This window comes from Bacillus sp. ISL-75 (assembly GCF_018613095.1).
Window position 1 is genome coordinate 15,776 of record NZ_JAGGQX010000026.1, and the last position, 24,879, is coordinate 40,654.

23 protein-coding genes and 1 pseudogene are annotated in these 24,879 nt (G+C 37.7%); 14 read left to right on the forward strand and 10 right to left on the reverse strand.

Annotated elements, in window-relative coordinates:
* The first annotated feature begins 356 nt into the window (after positions 1 to 356).
* The 4 genes from J7E63_RS11930 (at position 357) to J7E63_RS11945 (ending at position 2,909) form a co-directional block, all read left to right on the forward strand.
* Entirely contained in the window at positions 357 to 1,157 is an 801-nt protein-coding gene (locus J7E63_RS11930) for an alpha/beta fold hydrolase (protein ID WP_215012380.1), read from the forward strand.
* A complete protein-coding gene (locus tag J7E63_RS11935; protein ID WP_215012381.1) occupies positions 1,147 to 1,641 on the forward strand; it encodes an undecaprenyl-diphosphatase in 495 nt (164 codons plus the stop codon). Before J7E63_RS11930 ends, J7E63_RS11935 begins: the two co-directional genes overlap by 11 nt.
* Positions 1,642 to 2,042: 401 nt before the next feature.
* A complete protein-coding gene (locus tag J7E63_RS11940; RefSeq protein ID WP_215012383.1) occupies positions 2,043 to 2,432 on the forward strand; it encodes a YmaF family protein in 390 nt (129 codons plus the stop codon).
* Between the two features lie 210 nt (positions 2,433 to 2,642).
* Complete coding sequence (locus J7E63_RS11945) at positions 2,643 to 2,909, forward strand: hypothetical protein (RefSeq protein ID WP_215012385.1); 267 nt, start codon at positions 2,643 to 2,645, stop codon at positions 2,907 to 2,909.
* An 82-nt stretch (positions 2,910 to 2,991) separates the two neighbouring features.
* Here J7E63_RS11945 and J7E63_RS11950 read toward each other — a convergent pair whose 3' ends face one another.
* From J7E63_RS11950 to J7E63_RS11960, 3 genes are all read right to left on the reverse strand, one after another.
* Positions 2,992 to 4,926, reverse strand: coding sequence for a beta-propeller fold lactonase family protein (locus J7E63_RS11950; RefSeq protein WP_215012531.1), 1,935 nt, complete (start codon positions 4,924 to 4,926; stop codon positions 2,992 to 2,994).
* A 60-nt stretch (positions 4,927 to 4,986) separates the two neighbouring features.
* Complete coding sequence (locus J7E63_RS11955; protein WP_215012387.1) at positions 4,987 to 7,089, reverse strand: hypothetical protein; 2,103 nt, start codon at positions 7,087 to 7,089, stop codon at positions 4,987 to 4,989.
* Between the two features lie 119 nt (positions 7,090 to 7,208).
* Positions 7,209 to 7,739, reverse strand: a complete 531-nt coding sequence (locus J7E63_RS11960; RefSeq protein WP_215012389.1) for a DoxX family membrane protein — start codon at positions 7,737 to 7,739, stop codon at positions 7,209 to 7,211.
* 820 nt (positions 7,740 to 8,559) lie between these two features.
* On the opposite strand from J7E63_RS11960, the gene J7E63_RS11965 reads away from it, so the two are divergent.
* Positions 8,560 to 8,715 carry a DUF1540 domain-containing protein gene (locus tag J7E63_RS11965; RefSeq protein WP_168241198.1) on the forward strand — a complete coding sequence of 52 codons (156 nt, stop codon included), beginning with the start codon at positions 8,560 to 8,562 and terminating at the stop codon, positions 8,713 to 8,715.
* 247 nt (positions 8,716 to 8,962) lie between these two features.
* On the opposite strand, the gene J7E63_RS11970 is transcribed toward J7E63_RS11965, so the two are convergent.
* The 4 genes from J7E63_RS11970 to J7E63_RS11985 all read right to left on the reverse strand — a co-directional run bounded on the left by J7E63_RS11970 (position 8,963) and on the right by J7E63_RS11985 (position 11,714).
* A complete protein-coding gene (locus J7E63_RS11970; RefSeq protein WP_215012391.1) occupies positions 8,963 to 9,610 on the reverse strand; it encodes a hypothetical protein in 648 nt (215 codons plus the stop codon).
* A gap of 176 nt (positions 9,611 to 9,786) precedes the next feature.
* Positions 9,787 to 10,575, reverse strand: coding sequence for an ABC transporter permease (locus J7E63_RS11975; RefSeq protein WP_215012393.1), 789 nt, complete (start codon positions 10,573 to 10,575; stop codon positions 9,787 to 9,789).
* Between the two features lie 3 nt (positions 10,576 to 10,578).
* Positions 10,579 to 11,478, reverse strand: coding sequence for an ABC transporter ATP-binding protein (locus J7E63_RS11980; RefSeq protein WP_215012395.1), 900 nt, complete (start codon positions 11,476 to 11,478; stop codon positions 10,579 to 10,581).
* Complete coding sequence (locus J7E63_RS11985; RefSeq protein ID WP_215004817.1) at positions 11,475 to 11,714, reverse strand: PLDc N-terminal domain-containing protein; 240 nt, start codon at positions 11,712 to 11,714, stop codon at positions 11,475 to 11,477. The genes J7E63_RS11980 and J7E63_RS11985 overlap by 4 nt, the downstream gene beginning before the upstream one ends.
* 124 nt (positions 11,715 to 11,838) lie before the next feature.
* Between J7E63_RS11985 and J7E63_RS11990 the strand changes: the two genes are divergently transcribed.
* On the forward strand, positions 11,839 to 12,378 hold the full coding sequence (locus J7E63_RS11990) for a transcriptional regulator (protein ID WP_215012402.1): 540 nt from the start codon (positions 11,839 to 11,841) through the stop codon (positions 12,376 to 12,378).
* 201 nt (positions 12,379 to 12,579) lie between these two features.
* Positions 12,580 to 13,092: a DoxX family protein gene (locus tag J7E63_RS11995; RefSeq protein WP_215012404.1), complete on the forward strand. Its 513-nt coding sequence runs from the start codon at positions 12,580 to 12,582 to the stop codon at positions 13,090 to 13,092.
* A 336-nt stretch (positions 13,093 to 13,428) separates the two neighbouring features.
* On the opposite strand, the gene J7E63_RS12000 is transcribed toward J7E63_RS11995, so the two are convergent.
* Positions 13,429 to 13,551 (reverse strand): YjcZ family sporulation protein, encoded by a 123-nt coding sequence (locus J7E63_RS12000; RefSeq protein ID WP_215012411.1) that lies wholly within the window; start codon positions 13,549 to 13,551, stop codon positions 13,429 to 13,431.
* Between the two features lie 327 nt (positions 13,552 to 13,878).
* Here J7E63_RS12000 and J7E63_RS12005 point away from each other — a divergent pair, with 327 nt between their 5' ends.
* On the forward strand, positions 13,879 to 14,496 hold the full coding sequence (locus J7E63_RS12005) for a DUF47 domain-containing protein (RefSeq protein ID WP_215012413.1): 618 nt from the start codon (positions 13,879 to 13,881) through the stop codon (positions 14,494 to 14,496).
* Positions 14,497 to 14,591: 95 nt separating this feature from the next.
* Here the strand turns inward: J7E63_RS12005 and J7E63_RS12010 are convergent, their stop codons facing one another.
* Entirely contained in the window at positions 14,592 to 15,836 is a 1,245-nt protein-coding gene (locus tag J7E63_RS12010) for an SH3 domain-containing protein (protein ID WP_215012415.1), read from the reverse strand.
* A gap of 295 nt (positions 15,837 to 16,131) precedes the next feature.
* Between J7E63_RS12010 and J7E63_RS12015 the strand changes: the two genes are divergently transcribed.
* The 6 genes and pseudogenes from J7E63_RS12015 (at position 16,132) to J7E63_RS12040 (ending at position 23,190) form a co-directional block, all read left to right on the forward strand.
* Positions 16,132 to 16,560, forward strand: coding sequence for a hypothetical protein (locus J7E63_RS12015; protein ID WP_215012417.1), 429 nt, complete (start codon positions 16,132 to 16,134; stop codon positions 16,558 to 16,560).
* 545 nt (positions 16,561 to 17,105) lie between these two features.
* Entirely contained in the window at positions 17,106 to 17,315 is a 210-nt protein-coding gene (locus J7E63_RS12020) for a hypothetical protein (RefSeq protein ID WP_214717985.1), read from the forward strand.
* 337 nt (positions 17,316 to 17,652) lie between these two features.
* Positions 17,653 to 19,408 (forward strand): annotated as a pseudogene (locus tag J7E63_RS12025) (alkaline phosphatase D family protein).
* A 265-nt stretch (positions 19,409 to 19,673) separates the two neighbouring features.
* A complete protein-coding gene (locus J7E63_RS30115; RefSeq protein WP_308161946.1) occupies positions 19,674 to 20,183 on the forward strand; it encodes a CBO0543 family protein in 510 nt (169 codons plus the stop codon).
* A 437-nt stretch (positions 20,184 to 20,620) separates the two neighbouring features.
* Positions 20,621 to 20,758, forward strand: a complete 138-nt coding sequence (locus J7E63_RS12035) for a hypothetical protein (RefSeq protein WP_168240856.1) — start codon at positions 20,621 to 20,623, stop codon at positions 20,756 to 20,758.
* Between the two features lie 800 nt (positions 20,759 to 21,558).
* On the forward strand, positions 21,559 to 23,190 hold the full coding sequence (locus J7E63_RS12040; RefSeq protein ID WP_251033505.1) for an SWIM zinc finger family protein: 1,632 nt from the start codon (positions 21,559 to 21,561) through the stop codon (positions 23,188 to 23,190).
* 115 nt (positions 23,191 to 23,305) lie between these two features.
* On the opposite strand, the gene J7E63_RS12045 is transcribed toward J7E63_RS12040, so the two are convergent.
* Positions 23,306 to 24,208, reverse strand: coding sequence for a PdaC/SigV domain-containing protein (locus J7E63_RS12045; protein ID WP_215012428.1), 903 nt, complete (start codon positions 24,206 to 24,208; stop codon positions 23,306 to 23,308).
* Positions 24,209 to 24,879 lie beyond the last annotated feature (671 nt).

Genomic DNA, 24,879 nt, shown 5'->3' on the forward strand with positions numbered 1-24,879 from the left:
AGTCAGACAACATAAATTATATCCACAAATTTATGTAAAATCTCTTCTAATTTATCAGCCTTATTTTCCAGTTTAGATTACTAAAGTACTTCAACAAATCACTGATAATATTAAGCAACATAAGTCTGTTTGTTTGAGGATTATAATCCCCAACTGTAGCCGTAACTGTTAGGAAAATCCTGCTGGCATAGTACTAGATACCTGTGGTGTTCGTGCCCTCTGTACCGGTGGGCAGTTAAATGGGAATTTGAGTTGTAAAAAAGCTGGGAAGACCAAGCTTTTTTTGTATGATTCAACAAAATGAACCCAATAATAAATGAAAGCAAATCAAGGGATTATTAATTTGAGGTGATATAATGCCAATCCTCGATGTTGATGAGAGTACCCTTTACTACACTATTAAAGGTAAAGGGATTCCAATCATATTTATTCATCCACCTGTTCTAACTTCTATAAATTTCATATACCAGTTAGAAGAACTATCTCGTATTTTTCAGGTTATCACCTTTGATATACGAGGCCATGGAAGGAGTCCCTTTTCAAGAAAACCTGTTACCTATCCACTAATCGTTGAGGATATAAAAAAACTAATGGACCATCTGGATATTAAACAAGCCTTTTTATGCGGATATTCAACAGGGGCATCTATCCTATTGGAATTTTTGTTATCAACATCAAAAGGGCGTGCTTTAGGTGGAATCATTATTAGTGGAATGTCTGAGGTAAGTGACTGGCGTCTAAAAAACAGAATACGCCTTGCTAAAAACCTTGCAAGGATTGGGGCATTGCCTGCATTAGCTCGGTCAATATCCAATAGCAATTCAAATACAAAAGAGTTGTTTGACAAGATGTTACTAGAAGCTAAAAAAGGTGATGCTAGAAACATCTTGCAATACTATGATTACAGTTTGAACTATAACATTTCCGATCAACTAGAGAACATTACAATGCCAATTTCCCTCATTTATGGCGGAAAAGATAAAACATTTTATCGTTATGCACAACAACTACATACGAAACTACCTCAAAATGAAATAACCTTTGTTGAAGGCATTAAACATCAGGTCCCAACAAAAGCAGCAAGTGAATTGAATCAAGTTATTTATCGTTTTATCCAAAATTTTTCAGAAACAGAGGTGAATAAGCTTGGATGTTAAACTATTTCGTTTAATAAATTTGCTTTCCGGACGTCATTTATTAATAGATAAATTAATGATACTTATTTCCAAAAAGATGAAATTTGTTTTCTTCATTATTTTAGTGATTTTGCTTTTTAAAAAAAAGAATGTAACTATTGAAGCAGCCGTGTCTATCATGATTTCGTTATTCTTGCATTTTATAATTAAGTTATTTTATTTTAAGCCTCGTCCATTTTTAGAAGGGAGAGTAGGTATACTTACCCCTTCTAAATTCGATTCATCCTTTCCAAGTAAACATACACTACTAACTTTCGCCGTTTCAACAATAGTCCTCTTTAATCAACGCATCCTTGGATCTATTATGTTGGGGTTTTCTTTTTTAACGGGATTGTCACGAATCTGGATAGGACATCATTATCCATCTGATATTGCAGGAAGTGCTGTATTAGGCTCTTTTACAAGTGCGATTATTCATAAATTATTTCAAAGAAAATGGCAATGAAAACTCTTAAGAAATTTCACTGCCTTCTTTCCTTGGTTTACTTTCCGCTTTCTTCACTTTACTGTCCGCTTTTGATTTTTACTGTCCACTTCTATCTACTTACTGTCCACTTTCCCCTATTTACTGTCCACTCCCTCATATCACCTCAAACTACACAAAAAGCCAGTCGATAGACTGGCTCTGGTAACTTTTACTCCTACTTATTCCATTGGACCAACCTAAATTCAAGACCTAAAACCATTAAGTTACCTTTTTAATAAACCCCACCTAGTCAAGTCCATTTAAATGGAAAGGAAGCCTACTCTGGGTTCTTTCTTTCATTATGTTTATTTCGAAAAGGGACATGATTGATTTAGGTTGTTCATAAATTGTAAGAGCGATTTAGAAAAGGGGGAAAAGATATGGAAATTCCGGTTACTGGGTTTATCATTCATTCAAGTGATTCAGATATGGATACTGAGCATTCTCACCAATTATATCTGACGTCTTGGAACGGCACACCTATTCATAGACATCATTTTTCAGGAGTGACCTCTTTTATGGGAGGGCATGACCATAGATATACAGGGGCAACAGAACCTGCCGCTACTGGTGTACAACATACTCATAATTACTTTACCGTGACTTCGTTGGATGATGGCCATAAACATGAAATCCGAGGCACAACGGGTCCTGCGATTCCCTTACCTGGTGGAGTTGGACATTATCATAATTTTCACGGAGAGACGACAGTTAACGGAGTCCATCCTCATTCACATAAATATAGTGGTACAACTAGCCCTAGCGCCTAGGGAAGTTTCACCCCATTTAAAAGCCGATTTCCTGATGGTTAAGGAATCGGCTTTTTTTTGGCTTCTTAACTGGGGCATCCGTAAGCTTAATAGGGGTACCACTCCAACTCATTTCTCTATTAATTTTTCACTATCCGTTTCACCCATGTTAAAACACACATAGACTAATGATGACTTTACAAATTATTTATCTAAGGAGATGACTGTATTTTGTATAACCCTTACCAATACAATCCTTATCACTTTAATCAACAACATCATTATAGCCCACACCATTATAAACACACAGTATTAAGTAACGTTGAACCTCTTGTTCAATATGGATTACATGAAGCCCAGCACACTTCTTTTCCTCATGCCTTACGAGAAGTTGCGGCTATTACGTACCTTATGGGTATGGGATATGAACCTGCTGTAGCCCGCAAGATCGTTGAGTCTTGGGAAATCAACGAGGCATTTTACCCAGGGCAGATATAATTCCTACCCTTTCAAAAGGGTAATGAAGCACCGTTTACACGGTGCTTTCTGTAAATTTACTTGTCTATTTTTTGATTACCCTCTATTCTATAGAACGTACATATTCGGCTATTTTTAAAATTTCACCGTCTGTAAATGCAGGCTTTCCTTCATATCGAATTCGCTTAATAACCTCTTCAATCGTATTAGCACTGCCATCATGAAAATAAGGTGCAGTTGCCCATACCCCTCTTAATGTTGGAACATCAAAGTGAAGAGTATCTCTTGGGGTTGTAAAACCTTGTCTAGCATTACCTTTAGATGGTTTATCTAACGGATTAGTAGTACCGATATCATGCAAATAATTAGTATTGCTAGTTGTCAAATGACCGTTTTTATCTATAGCCTTTACGCTATCTGTAAATTGAGCCCCTGCATGACATGCAATACATCCTGCTTTCCCTTCAAACAATTTTCTTCCATCCTCTGCTGTAGAGGTTAGGCTTCCATCCTTATTACGGTATGGACTTTTTGGGACTGGGAATGAATCTGGATCATCGAGATAAGCAAACATCGCATCATACATATGCTCGACATCTTCAGGGAGTGGTTTTCCCGGATCAAATTCTGTCATGCCACCCATTTCACCCTGCACAGTCAATAGATAATCCGTAAAATCATCACGACTGCCATCCCACATAAATAATCCGGTTTTAGTCGTTAAAACATTGCTTGGAACATCTCTTGGTCCTTTTGGAGTCTTTAAAGTAAGTCCATTTATTTCACCATCAGCATGACAAGAAATACAGCTCATCCAATTATTCCCTGTAATTCCTGTCGCAAACTCCTCGCTATTGGCACTATAAAAGATCGTTTTCCCTTCTCTTACTAGCGGGGACAGAGGATCTTTTGATATCAACTCAAGATTTTCACCTTTCATTTTTGCACGAGCGTATGGACTGTCTCCTCCTATAGAAATCTCGGCAAGATCATGACTCATAGCGTTGTGAACATAAACGGATTCGCCATCTGGTGAAATCACGGCACCTCTTGGGTTATTTCCTTCTATTCTTCTTAAAATCTGTGTTGCATTACCACCACGATTTAAATCGAACACCACGAGATCTTCGCTTCCAGACATGACAACATATGCTTTGTTACCGTTTGGATGAAAGACGACATCATAAGGATTTGAGGTAATGATTGTGTCATTCTTTTTATCTGTAACATTTATTTCTTCGAACAATTCTTTCCGTTCTTCAATCAACTCTTCATCAGTCGTTAAATCAATGACAGAGATGGCTGGAAAAATCGTTTCCTGAAAATGAATAGGAGTATCAACATTTGTTAACAAGTGTGGAATCCAAGCTTTTTTTCCATCGGGATCAATCACAAATTGTTCTAATGTATTTGGAATCCCTTGGCTTTTTTTGCGATCGTTATTATCTGGTGAATCGGCAAGGGAAATTACTTTACTTATTTTTTCAGTTTCGGTATTAATCACACTAATTTTCGCATCTAAATAATGCGGAACATATAACTTATGCCCATCTGCCGTAATCGCTAATGTTCTAGGTCGATCGCCGACTTTAATCTCTGACTCAACCTTTTTATTAGTTAGATCGATTACTGATAATGTACTAGATCGATAGTTTGCAACATACAGCTTTTTGCCGTCCTGATTTGTTACAACACCATATGGTTCAATTCCGACATCAAGAGAATCAACCACTTTTTCTTTTTCAATTGATATGATGTCAATTTTATTGTCATACCTACAGGAAACATACAAACTATTTTCATCTGGTGAAAGGGTTAGTTGTACCGGGGATTTTCCGACTGGTATTTCAGCTGTCACCTTTTTTGTTTGACTGTCAACAATGGTAACTGTATTTACATCAATATTGGCTATATAAATGGTATTACCCGCCTTATTCATAACAATATTGTTGCTGTTAACAGCATAGTCCCGAACAACTCCCGGCTCTTTCTCGTTTACTGCTTTTATTCTTTCCTTACAACCAACTAACGCCCCCATCAATAGGAGCGTTAACCAGAAAAGGGCAATTTTCTTCACGATTACCTACCCTCTTTATCTTTATTTTTTTACTTCAACAGGTACAAGAACAGGTGCAACGCCGTATTTACCATGACCAGCTTGAGTTTGTGGAACTTGATCTCCATCTGTGTTTCCTGACTCATCACCATCAATGTAAAAATCACCTGTATCCCAGAATTCACTTGCCTGCATTCCTTGTTTAAGATCTGGACCATCTATGACAGTTTCATAAAAATCAACATATCGTGAAATAATGGTTTCCACTTCTAATGCTGCTGGCTGTTTTTCATCACCTTCCATATTGCTTAAGTTATTAATCGCGACACGTAAGACAGCAGATACTCCACCTGCAGTAAAGGCATCATATTTCATTTCGCCTTTCACAGTTTCATAGGCTTTTGCCTCATTATCCCAAAGCATTTCATCCATTGCTTGATAAACGGTACGAGCAGCATTACGATATTTTTCATCCTTTGTTGCAAGATATGCTGCTGTTAAGCCGCGAACGGCCCCAAGTTGTGCATTTAATGTTGTTTCCTCATCTGCACCTTTACCGAATGTATAGCCTTTTGCAACTAAGCCTGAATCTGTCATCAGTTTATCAATGATAAAATCTGCTTGTTTTGTAATTAGTTCAATTGCACGTTTACCTTCAGCTGTATTTAATCCTTCAGCGTCTTCCGCATTTGCATATCCAACTGGAAGACCATCAATTGCACGCTGGAAAATACGAAGTGATTCAATTGTATAGCCTGCATTAAACGTATCTACATAATTTCCTTGCTCTTTACCATTATGTTCAGCTACAAATGCACCTTCTTTTTCATTAAAGTGCATGGCGTCAATATTTTTAAACACATGAAGCAGTACGTCACGGTTAACAGAGTATGGATCATTTACAATCACATCGTTTTCTGCTTTGTTATCAAGATTTACTTTTGGAGCAGCAGGATAAGGATCACTATCAAAAAGTGCTCGGAATGATGGTGCGACATTTTTATTTTCCGGACGCTGATCTGTCGTGCCGAAGAATTCAGATGAAGGGTAAAGCATTAACCATTGATCTGTTAAAATACTGCGCGCATCTGTTACTTCTAGTGACGCGGCATTAGGAACGTCTGAATTTCCGTCCTCTTTTACTTGGATTGTATGAGGTAAATAAACATAGCCTTTTGATGGATCATACTGACTTCCAACACTTGCAGGAATTAATCTCTTATCATTTGCCTTGAAAAATAAGTGATTACGAACGTAATTTAATTTGTTCCAAATTTCCTCTACTAGAATGGCCCCCTGCATACCATCTGCTGAGCTAACACCAATGGCAACACTTTCATCATGATCATCTGTGGGTGTTTCACCTTCCAATTCTTCATCACCGTCTACAGTATGAAACCCACCCATAAAATCTCCGGCCCAAAGAGCTTGTTTTAAGAATGCTCCACCATATGCTGCCGGATTTAAGACTTTATCCATTTTATTACGATCCCATCGAAGCGACTTAAAGTTAACTTGATATTGAGGAACGTATGTATTTTCTTCTCCTGAAGCATAGTTAGAAGTATCTACTTCTTGAATATAATGAGGATCACCTTTTGCATATTCAATAAAGGTAGGAAACATATTCCTATGAATCTCTTCACGAGGATAGCCAACTGCATCAGCTAATTTATAGAAACGCTCTGCTAATAATTCATGTGATTCTTTCCCCTGCTTTTTAGCTAATTCCTTGACAACTGGACCATTTATTAAATGTAGCCCTAATCCTGATTTTTCTACAACTTCATACATTGCTTCCTCTGAATATTCATACGATTCAATTCCTGCTGTATAATCAAACTTTGTGGGCGAATCTAATTTTTTTGGATCAAGAACATCCAAATCAAGTCCTAGTCCCTCTACTAAGGGTTCTCCTGAAAGTTCAAATTCTGCATATGCGAACATGTTACCTGCTGTATCAAACGTATAATTTGTCACAGGTACTGTTACAGAAGCGTTTGTCACTTCCTTACTTACATGTTGCTCTTGTTCTGAGTTTTTTTCTTCTTTAGCAACTTTCTTATCGCTCGTACATCCAGCAGTTAGTACTAAAGTGGATGCAAGTGCAATAGATGACATCACTTTCCATGGCTTGTTTTGCATAATAATATCCTTTCAACATAATAATTTTATCTATCATCATAATTAAATAAAAAATAAATTGATTAATAGCTAATAAACGACTATTTTTTCAACTAATCTATAGAAAAAATTCTTATTAATTAAGAAATATTCTTAAGAATCCTATTTGGTATAACAGGCTCTTCTAACTTTTTGTTCTTAAAAGAAAGCTTTTGATCTATTCCAAAATATCGGTCTAAACTGAAAACATAACTACGTTGTATAAAAAATAAAATTGCAAATGCGCTTGTATAAAGGGTCAGACTTATTAAATTCATATTTCCTGAAAGAATAAAATTCACATGCATAAAAAGACAAATAAAAACAGAAGGAATAATCATCAATCCAACGATCAAACATATTCCCAAAATAATTTGCACAATAGGAATTGTATAATTGAAGAAAATAACATGATCTAATGCTACATGTTCAATGAAATACTTATAAAATTCTGGAACATTCGGTTTTTCTACTGCTGTTAATAAATAATGTTCGATAAAAACACCAGGTTCACTAAACCAGTGTTTTTCACTAATCTTCGTTACACCTGCTAATAGCCATCCTACACCAAAAAGAATACGCATTACAGTTACCAATAATTGCAAGACCACTTTATTAATTAATGTACTCATTATTATCACCTCCTACGAATCTATTAAGAATATTCCATAACGAAAATGATAATGATTATCATTTTCGTTATGATTTTATACTTAAATGATAATCATTGTCAATCAAAATTGAGTGAAAATTACAAAATATATGCTATAATGAAAAATTTGATAGTTTAAAATAGAGTAGTATAAATATTAATTGTAAGAATAAGGAGAAAAAATGGATCGATTTAAAAACGTTTTAATTATTTCTTTTTTAATAGCAAATATTATCGGACTTTGTGTTTGGATTTTTTCTATATTGAAATAGAAAAATTCCTTTATTAACAGCCTCCTTGAAAAGTTAATTTTTTAATGGAGTAACCTTATTCCACTAACCTGAACCGTTTTTGAACAAGAAAAAAAGGCTGCCAAAAAGACAACCATATCTTGATACAAACAATTTTTCATAAGAAAAAAGAGTGACTAATTAAGTCACAATTCAGTTCAATTTCCAACTATTATTTGATTTTTTTTACTAAATGTTTTAAAGAAAGGAATTGAATAAAAGATTTTTAAATTCCCCTTTATATAAGGACTTTTCACTTTGTACTTTATTCAGTTATCAATTCCAGACAATAATTGATAATCATTATCAATATCTTATTTAAATAATAATTGAAAATGATTATCAATGTCAATAATAAAAAAGAGCGACTTTTCAGTCACTCTTAAAAAATTTTTCTTTATAAAAATATAATAAAAGCGTTATCTAATTAGAAATTTTGATGTTATTTTCATCATAGGGTATCATCCAAAGTTCATTCGTCAAAGATAAGGAAAAGGAGGTGTGATACGAATGGCACAAGATGTTCTTTGTGAAGTAAATAACTGTACCTACTGGGGCAACGGAAACAAATGCAATGCAGATGCTATTTATGTAGTCAGTCATAAAGGCAAACAGGCATCCAATAGTGAAGAAACGGATTGCAAAACATTTGTTCCAGAAGTATAATTTTCGTTGGGATAGCCTTTTAATGGTTATCCCTCTAATATTTATAGTATTGATAATAATAATCATTTTCATACATGTTTATGGATATTTCTTATATTATTGGAAATAGGAACTGAATAGAAAATAACATTAGAATTTTTATTACAAAAAAAGAGCAGCATTTCAGCCGCTCCGATGTTATCCCTTTCTTCTTATTTTCGCTTGAACATCTGATAATTTTGTTTTAAATAATACCTTGTAAATCAGATTAAACTCCAATTTCCTCTTTATAAGCATACGATTCTTTGAATAGCTGTTCCCACTGTTCATATAGGCTTTTAGCTGTCTGATAATCATCGAAATCCGCTTTTAAATCTTCCTGTAATTTCTCTTTTAAATTGCGGCATGATGCCTCCCATTCCTCTAAACTTTTTATATCAAAAAGTTTTGAAAACCTTGGTTCCATACTTTCCCAATTAGAATAAATGGTATTACACCATTCCAACAATTCTTCACGGTATTGTCGTTCTTCGTCTAAATCCACACCTTTTTCTGTATCAACTTTAATCTCCACTTGATAAGCAGCCCTTTCCATTAATCCTTCATGGAATGGTTGTTCCTCTTCCCATTCCAAACGTGTATCAGAACCGACTTTAATCTCTTCTTGATAAGCATTCGTTTCTTTGAATAGCTGTTCCCACTGATCATATAGGCTTCTAGCGGTCAGATAATCATCGAAGTCCACGTTTAAATCTGACTGTAATTTCTCTTTTAATTGACGGCATGATCCTTCCCATTCCTCTAAACTCTCCCTATCATAGTGCTTGGTAACCTTTGGTTTCATACTTTCCCAATTAGAATAAATGGTATTACACCATTCCAACAAATCATCGCGGTATTGTTTTTTTTCTTCCATTTTGAAACATTCCCCTCACCAAGGTTATTTATTTTTTCTTATCCTGATTATAAGGACCACAAATTTATACTATGTTCCACGATTGTCCTAGGATTAGACATTCACCCATAGGTAAATAACAACATGACATCATAAAACGGAGAGGTTTCAAGATGCTATTTATCAGCTCTAAGTTTTTATTCATGATTAAATTTTTTATTGGCAATCCAAAAATTTGTTACCCAGAGTGTCAGCAAAATACAAGCAATTGTTAGTAGTACATTGACTATTTCGTTTAAATTTACCGAACCTGTGATTAGGGATTCCATTGCATGTTTACTCATGCTGGCTGGATTTACATAATCAATTGCTGGATTCAAACCGACGATAATTCTGCAACCCAAAAGGTAAACAATTGAAATTAGTGCGATAATACCTTGACTGTGAAAAATAGTACTAATCATCGTAGTAAAAGATACGATATAAAGAACCCATACAAGATAAAACATTAGTGCAGCAATCATGTCTAAAAATGGAACATCTTCGAAAAGATAATTTACGTAAAGAAACGAAGAAAGGTACCCAATCGTTACACTAAAAGCTAGTATCAAATAATTTGATACAATTTTTCCAGCGATATATGAAATAACAGTAACAGGTCGTGTTAAGATAAAGGCCAACATACCATTTGATTTATCTGTTTGAATTATCCCCATCATTGAGATAACAATAATCATAATCCCAAGCTGATCAAATTGGGACCCTAACGTGGTGGCTAGTACTTTTCCTCCTTCTTGAGCTGTCACACTCGAATCTATTGTAATGCCAGTCCCTCCTCCTAACGATTCCAAAATGGATGGCAAGTAATAAGTTACAATTGGTTGAGTTATTCCTAAAAAGAGAAAGACAATCGGTAGCCAAATAACTTTAAAATCACGTACCATTTGAACAAATTCTTTTTTTGTTAGTACAGTAAAATTATTCATTTTTCACACCACCAATTTTAAAAATATTTCTTCTAAACTATCATTATTGATTTCAAATTTTACGATGTCCACGTCGTGAGAGAGTGCATTCATCAGGAGCATATTTTTGTTTTTTTGGATGTTTTCAACCTTTATTTGGACTTTATTCCCTATGACCTCGACTTCCTTCACATAAGGTAATTTTTTTATCATGCCAATCCATTTTTGATCATTCGATATGATTTCTAAATTTAATTTATTTTCGTTATTTCGGTTCAACAGTTCAGTGATTGTTGTATCTTCTATTTTTGTTCCATTTTTTATGATTACAAATCGTTCACATATTTCTTCTGCATCGCCTAATATATGGGTTGATAATAAAATAGTAGTATCTTTTTTTATTTCCTCGATCAGGTTTAACACTTCTCTTCGCCCAATTGGATCTAATGCAGATACTGGCTCATCCATGACAATAAGTGAAGGCTTATGTAATAGTGCTTGTGCAATACCAAGTCTCTGTTTCATTCCACCAGAAAATGTGCCGACTTTTGAATTTCCTTCACCTTCTAGTCCGACTTTTGCCAAAATTTCAGGGATCCCGTTTGTTAATTCTTCTTTTAGCATTCCAGAAAGTTGACCCATAAACGTAAGCGTTTCTTTCGCTGTCATCCAATGAAAAAAGTTAGGGTACTGTGGCAGGTAACCAATTTCCCTTTTCATTTTCGATATTTTTTTCCCATTCAACAAAACTTCACCAGAGTCTGAATTGATAATGTCTGAAATCACTTTTATTAATGTGGACTTCCCTGCCCCATTCGGACCGATTAATCCGACACATTCTCCTGAATTCAGTTCCATCGAAAAATTATTGACAGCAATTTTTCCTTTAAATTTTTTCGTAACATTTTTGATTTCTAATTTCATATTCTCTCACTATCCTTTCTCCCTATGGTGAAGTACAGAATAGGTCCAAGTGTATTGGCAAATAGAATAATTAGCACCCATGGGAGCATATTTTTTCTTGTCTTTCTATGTCGGTATAAATCAATTAATGCAATTAAAATTAATATCGTACTTACTACAATAACTGGCATTATTATAGGTAGAAAAGCCATAAAATCAATATCCTTTAGGTCACCCAGACCATATTGCAGCTTCATTTCCATCATTCCCTCCAATTTCATTCTCATTCTTAATAATGATAACTAAATTGCAGGTGTGTTGCAATAGCTATTCTCATTATTTATAATGAGATTAAAATTAAACAATGAATGAGGTGAAATTGTGAGTAACAAAATTGAAGTTATCATGCATCCAGTAAGAATGAAAATTTGCCAAGCATTAATGAGAAATAAAGAAAATGGACTAACACCATTAGAAATGGTAAAAATCATTAAAGATGTACCTCAATCAAGTCTATATAGGCATATACAAACCATGGTGGATTCCGGTGTCATCCACGTTATTAATGAAAAAAAGGTGAAATCTGTTTCCGAAAAATATTATGCCTTAAATGAAGAAGAGGCAAGAATTGACGTAGATGAATGGAAAAAAGCTTCTAACGAGGAAAAATTAACCTACTTTTCCTATTATCAATTATTACTTATGACTCAATATCAAGATTATCTTAAGAAATTAGGAGAACAAAACTGCCAAGAGGACCTTGCTGCTTTTTCTGTAGTTGAATTAAAGATTGATGAGGAACACTTTATACAATTTCAAAACGAATTAAACGATTTATTGACTAAATACTACAATACTACGAGCAAGAAAACAGAGTCTCCGGTTCGAACAATTGCTTTTACAATTATTCCAGATGCTTAACACAAGTCATAATTGACCATTTTCTAAATGGTTATAGCATTAACTAACTTGCTTCGTAAGTAGAAGAAGGAAATAGGGATATTGGTCTATCTTACCCCATAAAACTTAGTACTTTACACTCGTTGACTAAAATATCAGTTTAAACGATAATGATAATCGTTATCATTGATAATAATTATCAATTATTTAGGGGGCTTTATTATGTTTATTAAATTTTTAAAGGAAAACCGTTTGGTCTCACTGCTGCTTACTTTACTTCGACTCTATCTTGGTTGGCAGTGGTTAAATGCTGGTTGGGGAAAAATCTCAAGTGGAAAATTTGATGCAAGCGGCTTTTTGTATGGAGCAGTAAAAAATATGTCTGGTGAACACCCTGCTGTTCAACCTTGGTGGGGAAATTTTTTAAAAGAGGTAGCATTACCATATGTCGATCTTTTTAATGTAATCGTTCCTTGGGGTGAATTTTTAGTAGGTCTCGGATTAATTTTAGGTATTTTCACTTCATTTTCTATTCTAATGGGGCTTACTATGAACTTTGCGTATATGTTCTCTGGAACAACAAGTACAAATCCACAAATGGCTTTACTAGGGATGTTTATTCTAGTTGCTGGACTAAATGCGGGAAAAATTGGTTTGGATCGATGGTCCATACCATTTTTAAAAAGATTATTTTTAAAAAAAGCAGCGAAAGAACAATTTCCCCAAAGTGCTTAAAGGGAACACAAAATCAGCGATTTGCCTAAAAAAACGAGAAACGTCTGCTTTATAAGCAAACGTTCTTTGGAGGTAAATCTTTATAAATATTTGGATTGGGTGTAGTAATAATATATGTACAAGATATTAAAACTGAATAGGCAAGTGCTGAGCTAAATGAAAAAAAGTTCTCCAAAATCAGGCTTAACTCATTGGTTATTCACATGAAAGGCTGCATAAGCTAGAGTGTAGCCAAAACCCCATAACCAATCCATGGACCATACACCTTCATGAGTTATCGTTTCAACCAAAAAAGCCCTTAAAGGGCTTTTTTTAGTTAAGAATAATTGTTTTTTCTTAGAAACAGATGACTGCTCCTACGATGATTAACAAGATAAACAATACAACAATTAAAGCAAAACCGCCGCCAAAGCCGACACCGCCGTAGCCACAACCACCAAAACCACCATAACCAAACATATTATAGACCTCCTTTAGGATTATTCCTTACAATTTATGTTAAGAAATTAAGAATGGGAAGGGCTTTTTCACTAGGTCTTTTACGAGACAACTACATTCCCTCTTACGAAACCCGCCTTATGTTACGAATAGCTCATTTCTTTAAAATCTTAAAACCTAAGAAAAAACCATTCGGCAGTTTTTTGTCGAGTAGATATAGGACGTAAGCCGTTACTTTTGTCCAATGGTTGCATTTATTATAGTAATTGCTTTTAAAAGCGCTTTGATAAAGGGTTTTTAACCATATTTTAGGCAAATACACTAATTGGACCATGTGGAGGGTATTGAATGGCAGTAAAAAAGAAAGACAAGTTCTTTAATCATTTAACTCGTATTTCTTTAAATTTAAAAGAAAGTGCGAACTACTTTGCTGACTACAAATTAAAAAATGTTAGTGATCTTAAAATTTTTTCCGAAACGATGAAAGAATTTGAATTAAACGGAGATGCCATGGTTCATGACCTGATTAGAGATCTAAATAATGCCTTTATCACTCCATTTGAGCGTGAAGATATTTTAGCTCTTTCCATCAGCATGGATGATATTCTGGACGGTTTATACCATACAGCTGCCCTATTTGAAATGTACTCTATAATTGAAATGGACGACTTTACGCTTAAATTTGTTGATGAGATCAAAAATTGTGCCACGGAAATTGATGCAGCGATTGAACTGCTTTCCACTAAGAAATTGCTTCATATAAGGGAACATGCAATCAAAATTAAAGAAATTGAGTCGAATTGCGACCATATTCTGCGTGCATCCATTAAACATTTATTTACCGCTGAGAAAGACCCTGTCCGAATTATTAAATACAAACAAATCTATGAAGGACTAGAAGAAATCGCGAACTGCTGTCAAGCAGTAGCGAATTCGTTTGAAACCATTATTATGAAGAATGTGTAACACGCTTCATCCTCCAGAAAGTATTTGTTCCTCCATATTGCACTATATCCCACGAAAAAAAGCCTCAAACCTGAGGCTAATTTTTTTGGTACAATTTATTGTATAGATAGTAAAGTCATTTGTTGACCCCTTTTTCCTTCAAGTGTTAGGGTCACTTTTTCCCCTTGATGTTCAAATAATTCATTTACCATGCTGCCTGATGCTTTGGCAGCATAGGTGATCCCATTAGATGTGATAAAACGAAACGTTCCTTGAGGGTCAACCCCACCTATATATGCTGCAACTTTTATTTGATTCGCAGCCGTTGCTGTTGTGGCAGGGATTTTGATTTCTTGGCCAATTTTCAACTTGGCTGAGTCCACGGTTGGATTTAGTTCTTGAATCGATGAGACCGAGATCGTAAGGGCTTTACTGATTTTTGTAAAATTGTCACCGGGCTTAATCACATACACTGATGTACTTGGTTTGGTTGTTGCTGGCAGGTTCGTAGTTAAATAGGTTTCACTCACATACGCTGCTTTGCCATTGAAATTAATCTGAGCCCAACCATTTATAGATGCTTCGACAGAAACGCGATTGTTTAATCGCAACGTACCTATTACAGCACTGCTCGTAGTGGCAGCTTCCCTCACTCTCAAGGAAGTGGCCGTTACATACATGGGTTTGGCTTGAGTGACCGCTGGTTTCGTCGTTTCTTCTTCTGTGGTAAGATAATTGGCACTCACAAAACAAACTCTTCCTTTGATCAGAATGCCAGCCCAGCCGTTTTCTATGAAGGAGACCTTCACTACATCCCCTTGTATATATTTTCCGATGACACGGCTTTCTGTGGTCGGGTGTGACCGAACATTTAGCGTGGTGGCGGTAACTGTTCTGTTATGTACTTTTGGTAAAAGAATTTTTTTACCGTTAATGGATGTTCGTCCATTGGCCTCTACTATTTCTTGTGCTGTTACTCCATGTGCTGCAGCAATCTCTTCGATTTTTTCACCGCTTTTTACCTGATATGTATATTCCTGAATAAAGGCTGCATTTGATGTGCTTGCAAAAAAACTAAGGACTACGGTAAAAATACCCGTCACGACAAGTTTTTTTACTGGGCTGGTTTGTATCCATTGGTTCACCTGTGACACATATGTATTCCAATTGGCACGAATATCTTGTAGGAATCCTTTGACATCTAATACATTTCGAATATCAAAATAATGGACGCGTTGATCATATTCGCGTTTTTCCATCCTTGAAGTGAACTCTGGGACAGGTTTGGGTTGCTTGCTTTTTCCGTGGGTTTCTTTCCTGATTCGTGTTAATTCACCATTTACAAATAATTCTTTCGTCATAATAACTTGTTCTCCTATTTCCTGTTTAGGGTCATTCATTTGTTGTCATTTAAGAAAAATGGACGATTATGTATTTTTATTAAGGCAGACGATCATGGTTAACACTAAATGCGGCCCATGACCATTTACCTCCCCTATGTATATTTCGACATTTTCCATCATTTTCTGTCCCAATTTTCGTTAGTTTTTCAGAAATCTACGAAAATACTGGAGACTGACTACATCACAATGGCAAATTTTTCAAGGGCATTCCCCTATATATTTGCATACGTATATAAAGAAGGAGTGAAATACAGTGAATGCTCAAACAGAAAATACAAAAGAATCCAAGGAAAATAGTAATTCTGACAAGGAGGAACTGATTTCACAACTTGAAAAACAAGTTTCCGTTGCTGTCTGGATTCAATTTATTGGTCAAATAATGGAGGCGTATTATTTATCTAAGATTATGTTGATTGATGAGGAAGTCCGATCGGATGCCAATGAAAGACAGATATTACTGGGAGCATGGATTCAAACCATGGGACAATTTTTGGAAAGTGTTGGTACTACGAAACAAGTATTAACGGATGAGGAAAGGCTCACGTTGGAAGCTCAAGAAATCACCAATTTGGGAGATTGGTTACAATCCTTAGGGCTTGTATTAGAATCAAACGCAGGTACGCAAATTATTCTGGAGGAAAAAAAGAAGGAATTGGAACCGACCGAGGAGTTCCTGCCATAACTGTTATTTATTTGTTGAAGTTTGAAGACTTAAATTGTTACATGGCTAAACAACTACATTGAAAAAAGGAATGGGTTGGAAATGAATCAATCGAGTATGCTCTTGTTTAATGAAAATGATAAAAGACGGATATTTCTGCGACCTCATGCTTTTTATCACCATTTTCACTATGGGATACCACATTTCGGCGCCCCTTTAATAGGCGGGTTTATGGATGGATGGTTTAACCGCCCATTTTACTCTCCATATGGTTACAGTTCCCCTTATTATGGTTATGGTTATCCTGGATATTATTCTTATTATTAGTTTAATGTCTTTTTTAACTGCCAGGTGCAAGAAATTATAGTTGAAGATGGGGTTGCGGCTGCAACTCCTTTTCTAATTCCACTAACGGCCGTTTAGTTTATTAAGATATCTTCCATCTGTTTAATTGAGTGCCAGCTCATGTTATAATGAGTAACTTAGGATCATTACTACTTTTACTTATAAGTGAACGGATGCCAAGAAAAGCCTCCGCCTAGCGATAAAATTTGAGGTGTAAGAGAATGAATAAACGATGGACGATTGGTAAAATTAAAGAATTTGTTGAGAACCATTCGGAAAGCAAGTTGCTAACGACGGAATATCAAGGTTTTTCGCAAAAGTTACTATTTACATGTGCATGTGGCAACAACTTTGAGAAAACATTTACGAAATTTAAAAATAATAACCAACGTAAATGTGACGTGTGCCAACCTCCAAAAGCGACACGATAACGTATAGCGAATAAACGAAGTGCCAATTTCTATTAAAGAGAAGTTGGCACTTCGTTTATTTTATAGGGGGAATAAAAGTGGATTTAGTTTGTAAGTTTTTCATTAAGATACTATTTAAAAAAACGGTATGAAAAGACTACTTAAAATGGATATAAATTGCCGTTGATTGGAAAAAATATAGATTTTATCCCTTTTTAAATCGAAGGTCCTATTCTAAATGAACTGTCTATCGACTACCAGACTATTTTTCTATTTACAATCTACATATTCAATTAATAAATCCCCTTTATAATCAAAGCCGTGGTAAAGAATGTATTCTGAGAGGGGAATATGAAGCATGACAAATGAGAGATCTTTGGACGAATTAATTAGGAGTTTTAACGAACAAAATTTGAAAAAGAATGTAGACCGCCGCAGCTTTCTTCATGGAGCCGGCAAGATTGCGGGGCTGTCCCTAGGGTTGGCTATTACTCAATCAATGGGAGGATTTAAAGTAGATGCTGCTCCGAATTTCAGCGAATACCCGTTCACTCTTGGTGTTGCTTCTGGCGATCCGCAATCTGACAGTGTCGTTTTATGGACAAGGTTAGCTCCGGATCCGTTAAATGGCGGAGGAATGCCCTCTCATATCGTTCCCGTCAATTGGGAGCTTGCAACAGATGAAAACTTCCGCAGCGTAATCAAACGAGGAACAGAACATGCTTCTCCCGCCCTCGCCCACTCTGTCCATGTAGAAGTGAGCGGCCTGAAGGCGAATACGGTTTATTATTACCGTTTCAAGACCGGAAATGAACTAAGCCCTGTTGGAAAAACAAAAACCCTTCCGGCAGCAGGTGCCAGCGTAGCAAGCATGACGTTCGCATTCGCTTCCTGCCAGCAGTATGAACACGGTTATTATACTGCGTACAAGCATATGGCGAAAGAGGATCTCGATCTTGTGTTCCACGTTGGCGATTACATATATGAATACGGTACGAACGAGTATCTTTCGGCAACGGGCAATGTCCGTGCCCACAAAGGCGATGAAATTATCGCGCTTGAAGATTACCGCACTCGCCATGCCCAATATCGTTCAGATGAACACCTAAAGGCTGCACACGCTGCCTTCCCATGGGTTGTTACATGGGATGACCATGAAGTGGAAAACAACTACGCAAATGTCATTCCAGAGAAAGGCCAGTCTGTTGAAGAGTTTATCAAGCGCCGGGCCGCTGCTTACCAGGCTTATTACGAGCACATGCCGCTTCGCAGGTCGTCATTGCCTCACGATGGAGGCATGCAATTATACAGGGATTTCACGTATGGTGATTTGGCAAACTTCTATGTTCTTGATACACGCCAGTACCGTGATGACCAGGCGAATGGTGATGGAACGAAAGCTCATACGCCGGAATCCTTGGATCCAAAGCGCACTCTTCTTGGAACAGAACAAGAAAAATGGCTGCTTGGCAATCTTGGAAACTCGAAATCCCATTGGAACGTCCTTGCCCAGCAGATTTTCTTTGCGCAGCGCAAATCCGGAAGCAGCACGGCCCCGAAATTCAGCATGGATTCATGGGATGGCTATCCGGCCGCACGCCAGCGCGTTACGGATTTCGTTGCTGGACATAACATCAACAACGTGATCGTTATCACTGGAGATGTCCATGCAAGCTGGGCTTCTAACCTGACAACGGATTACAACAATCCAGACGCTCCGATTTTTGGAGCAGAGTTTGTGGGTACATCGATTACTACAGGAGGAAACGGATCGGATTGGCGTGCAGACACAGCCAAATCTTTAGCGGACAACCCGCACATCAAATTCTTTAATAATTACCGCGGTTACGTTCGCTGCCAGGTCACTCCGCAACAATGGCGTGCAGATTACCGTGTCGTTCCATTCGTAACTGAGCGGGGAGCAGATATTTCAACAAGAGCGTCATTTTGTTTATGAGAAAGACCAAAAAGGGATAAAGGAAATTGCAGCCACCACGGTGCCTATGGGTATCAAAATGTCTGCAGAAGTGGAAGAAGACCGCCACAAAGCCCACGCACGTGCGCATGAAATCCAAATGGAGAAAAAGCGCAAACGCGAAGCCGTTCCTAATTAAATAAGATAATACCTGTAGAACAGCGGGCGTTTCATACGAAGGATACAAAATAGAATAGTCTATTTTGTATCCTTTTTAATTTGAGGCATAATATCGTAGTTATTCCTAGAGTACAAAGATTCAAACTCTGAAATAAGAAATTTTTACAGTATAGATTCAAAGATAGTGAAAGAATGGGATTTTTATTGCACCTGTCAGTTGAAGAGAAAATAGTAATAATTTTAAGCTTTTTGGTAAATTTTAAAATAAAAACTGTTGAAATTAGGTGTTCCTATTGCGTGTTGTTCTGTGCCTAACTCTGGTACTTTGTTGCTGGAAATTTGGAGATCTAAAAAATTGGAGAAAATATTACCCCACTATTTTATACCTGATTGTAAATAATTTATTATATGGCTTCTTTGTTAACGGAAAATATTTTCTATGGAAGTTGAAACCTGACTTTTTATTAAACCATACCTTTTCAGTATTAATTCAAACCTTCATCAATTTTCCATGTATTGTCATACTATTTTTGTCCTATTTACCTAAAAATCGGAAGAATCAAATAATGTATTTACTAATATCGGGAGTAATTCTTGTTGGTATCGAAGGTATAATGTTTATTGGTGGAAAAATCACCTATCATAACGGTTGGAACTTCTGGTGGTCCATCGCCTTTAATTTCTTGTGGGTTATTATGTTGAGATTTCATTACCTTAAGCCGATTCCAGCTTGGTTGGTTTCTTTTTTATTTACAGCTTTTTTTGTCATTTATTTTCATGTGCCGTTGCCTTAACACAAGTAAACAACGGAAAAAGATTTTTACCGTTGATTTCAGACTTTAAAAAAATTTAATACCTAATCACACCGAACTTATTGTAGGTGCATTGGATACAAAATTCTCTATTCAATAATCCCAGTGAACGGAGCATATTAGACGGAATGGGACGGCAAAAAAATGGTTTAAATGGACGGGAATTTTTTTCTTACTTACCTGCCTATTGGATATTATTGCTTCCCTTGCTTTTCCTCAGTAACTAACTGGGACGAAGATTATTAAGACCGCTTCGAATCTTGAAGGGGTCTTTGTATGTTTATATAGATGGGCTGATCTAACTAATGATTTAGTTAGATTTTTTTGCGATGGGCATACTCCTACTCAAGTTTACTGGTATAAGAGAGTGATAGTTTGGCAATAATGATGATAGTTCCATATTCGAGGGGGTTATGAGGGTGAAAGAGAATAGGTTATTATTGTCAGAGTTTGCGAGTGAGGAAGGTTTTGAGCTTAACAGCTATCTTACCAGTTTGTTTGAATATTTTTCTAGTTTGACTAAAAATGAAGGTACAAAGATCGAGCCAACCCCTTGATTTGTGAGGAGTGGCTTTTTTTGTGTGTTCATTTTACTGTGTTGGGGGTTGAGAATGGGGTTTCAGGCATTTTAGGATTTTATTCTGGCAAACCTCCAAATTGTGGATTCCGCCTACTTGTGGAGGGATTCCGCCGATTTTTGGATTTATTCCGCCAAACTGTGATGGGATTCCGCCAACTTTGACTACTATTCCGCCAAACCCCTTTTTAGTTACCTTTTTTAAGAAGAATCTTGCCTAGATTAGGGTCATTTTAGATTTGGAGTGATTTATCGGCCACTTTCTGGATTTATCGGCCACTTTGAGCATCTTATCTGCCACTTTTCGATTTTATCGGCCACTTGTCTTTTTCCTGCTCCAAATCCCCTAGAAAACCACTAAAAACTAAAAATCCAAGCGTTCAGCCTGGATCAGGTTATTGTCTTTCCTTTTTTGCAGCGGACCACCCTAATTTCAAAACCTAAAACCATTAAGTTACCTTTTTTTATTAAAACCCTGCTTCCGCCTGAAATTTGGTGTCATGAAATTTGGTGTCAGGCACCACGAGTTTTGCCGTCGATTTACCTGAAGTTTGGTGTCAGGCACCACTATGCTCGAAGGAGTATTGGTGTCAGGCACCACGATAATTGCTTTGAGATGAATTGCGGTGCGATGGGGTTTTCGCAAACGTTTCCTATTCGGCGAGGGCGATTTTGGGTTCATTTTTCAAAAATATGTTTTGGATTGAGGGTTGCCTTCCTCTTTGGGCGTGTTTTTGGGTATAATAGAGGAATATGGATTTTTTGGAGGGGGTTGTGGCTTTGGAGTCGACGCCTGCAAGTGAACGGATTGAGCTTTTTGGGGATCAGGTGCGGGAATTGCTGCACCCGACGGTGACGGAGGATGCGAAGCTGGTTCAGAAGGGTTTGATGTTGTACCGGCAAGGGCTGGTGAAGCAGTTACAGATATGGAATGAGCAGATTACTGCGACGGTCCAGGATGTGACGCCTTGTTATGTGAAGTTGAATTTTGAGTTTTTGTCGCGGAGTGAGTGCTCGTGTCCGACTGAGGGGTTTTGCCGGCATCAGATGGCGGTGTTTTTGAGTGCTTATTCTCGGGTTGGCAGTGTGGCGGATTGGGTTGCTGAGTGGCGGGAGCCGATGCGTGAGTCGAAGGCGGTTTCGGACTGGGGGCTGCAGACGGCGAAGGATTTGATTAGGGCGAATGGGGTGTCGAAGCCGGATTATGGGCGTTGGGTTCATTCGTTTGAGGTGAGTTTTGATACGCTGCTGGCGACGAAGAAGTATACGAGTCCGTATGTGATTCCGGAGTTGTTTGGGATTTATGAGCGCCGGATTCATGCGAGTGCGCCGGTTGAGCAGGAGTGGCGCTTGCTGTATGAGTTGGTTGGGATTGTGGTTTCGTTTCGGAAGCTGGCTCGGCTGAGTGAGCAGCTCGGGCATGATGAGGATATGGTGAAACGGGCTTATTTGCATTTGTTCCATAATTTGATGGATGATGCGGAGGAGCTTTCGATGAAGATTGGCGTGCAGTCGCTGCCGTTTGATTTTGATGAGTTTGTCGATAAGTTACGGGAGGATACGTTTGAGCTGTTGACGTGTACGCAGGGGTTGGCGTATGAGCGGATTTTCTTGTACCGGTTGTTGTGGATTCATTTTTTCAAGAAGAAGGCATGGCGTGAGGAAGAGTTAGTGAAGATTCAGGCGCGGATGAAGGAGCTGCAGGATTGGGAGAGCCCTGCCCCGCTGCTGCTGGCTGGGATCCATTTGAATTTCTTGCTTGGGGATGATGAGGCGGCGTTGAAGTTGACGGGTCCGTTTGGCGATGAGGAGATTGCACCTTATTTGGTGTATTGGATTGAGTATTTGTCGGGTCTGAAGGCGTGGAAGCGTGTTGGCCCGGTGATTGAGTTGTTTTTGCAAAAGGTGAAGGGCTATTTGGAGTGGCTCGGCGGGTATCATAGTTGTTCGACGTTTGTGCGGAATGCGCTGCGGGCAGTGGCGCCTTATTGTGCGGAGAGTGACCGGGTGGATTTGTATGAGCGGGCGATGCTTTCGATGCTGCCGTATAGTTTTGGGGATTATGAGTATGTGTTGTTTGAGCGCGGGCAGTATGATCGCTGGGGTGAGCTGCAGGCGTTTGTGGGCTTGGATTATTATGAGTTGCCGAAGGACCGTTTGAAGCTTGTGGAGAAGGAGCGGCCTGAGGTGCTGCTGGCGATGCTGCATCAGACGGCGCAGCGTGAGATTGATCAGAAGAACCGGGCGAGTTACCGGATGGCGGTACGGCATTTGAAGAAGCTACGGACGCTGTATAAGAAGCTGAAACGGGTCGATGACTGGGAGTATTTCTTGGATACGTTGATGGAGCGGACGAAGCGGCTGCGGGCGTTTCATGAGGAGTGTAAGCGGAGTAAGTTGATTGAGGGTTGATGGGTTTTTCTTGATAGAGCAAAAGGTGCCAATTCTCGTGGCACCTTTTATTTTTGTTATTTTTACCAGGGGCGGTGGTGCTGGTTCGTTCGGATGTAAATTTGAACAGGGATGGTTACTGTTGAAGCAGGCTAAGTAACAATAACGAATGTATGTTTTGGGCTATGGCCTGATAGGTAATCTCGAATTCTGCATGGTCCCCTTCTGCATGGCTGACGGGAATGCTAATTCCGAGGGAGTCGCTGGTGAAATAGCTAAAGGTGTCGGACTGATTTTTGGTACCGATATTGTCGAGTGAATCGGCGTTTGTGAGCATGTTTAGTAGGTCGCTTGGGTGTATGCTGTTCAGGATGCCTTGGTGTTCAGGCTTCATGGATTTGGCGTTTTGCTTGAGATTTCTGACGAAGTTTTCATCGATATTGATCATGTCTTTTAATTGTAGAATAGTTCCCGTTTCGATGTCGATATTGGTTGTATAGTAATGATTATTGGGATGGGCTGCACCGTTCATGTACCCCACTCCTGTGTATTGAATGCTCAGCAGGCTGGGACTTTTGGATTTGATTTCATAATTGATTTCGAGGGTTAGTTCTTGAACCTCGGGCAGGTAGTAGTTTAGTACTTTGATGGCTTCTTTTTGTATTAGTCCGTTAATGGTTTTCTCCTTTTGCTGATCGCTTGATTTCGTGAGTTGGGGATAGTTTATTTTGATATTGTTTTCTGTGTAGGTTGTTTTTGTTATTTCGTAGGGATTACTGGATGGACCTGGATTGTTAGGGCTGCTATTGTTGTTATTGTTGTCGGGTTGTTCGGCGGGTTTTACGCCGGGGTTGGTGTCAGGTTTTTCGGCGTCGTCGGGTTTGTTATCGGGTTTTTCAGCGGGTTTATCGTTTGGATTTTCAGTTGCTGGCTCCGGTTGTGGATCACCATTCGTTTTCGAATTATTCCCTTGGCTGCATGAGGTTAATAACAGAAGTAAAAAGATTAATAGCGTTATCATGAGATTCTTCTTTCCCATATACGGTCTCCTTGTTTTTTGTCCTTAAAAGATGCAAAACCACAGCTGCTGCTTCCATTGTTAGTTCCAGGTGGAACTGGTTTTCGCCATCAATTATATGCAAAGTTATTCGTTTTATGTTACTACTGCGGGTTTTCCTTTCTCAGGTCATTGTCTTTCCGATTATGGAGAACCAGCACTTATTAGGGGATGGATCCCTTGCCGGGGACTACTTTTAAGTTACCTTTTTTAACAACAAACCACGTACAAATATACTACTTAAGGAAGAACTTCAAGCCTCGCCCTCCTCTAACCACACTTTTTTGGGTATAATAGAGGATATCGATTTTTATGGAGTAATTAATATTTCATTTATGAGATTTTTTGGAGTTAATTTTGGTGTCATTTTTGGTGTCATTTATGGTGTCAGGCACCGCTCGTGGACACTTTAGTTATTTTGTCCATATGGAGCGGACATTTAGTTAGAATTAGCTAGGTTGACTGGTATTGTGGCTTGTTTATTTTAAGGGGAAATTTGTTTTGTGCTATTTTGGATGGGTTTTGTGCCATTTTAATAAGGTTTTGTGCCAATTCAGGGGGCTTTTGTGCCATTTTTAAGGGGTTTTGTGCAATTAGACACTTTTTGGAAATTAACAACTAGTAAATAGCTTTGATGTTTGTAAAATTATGCA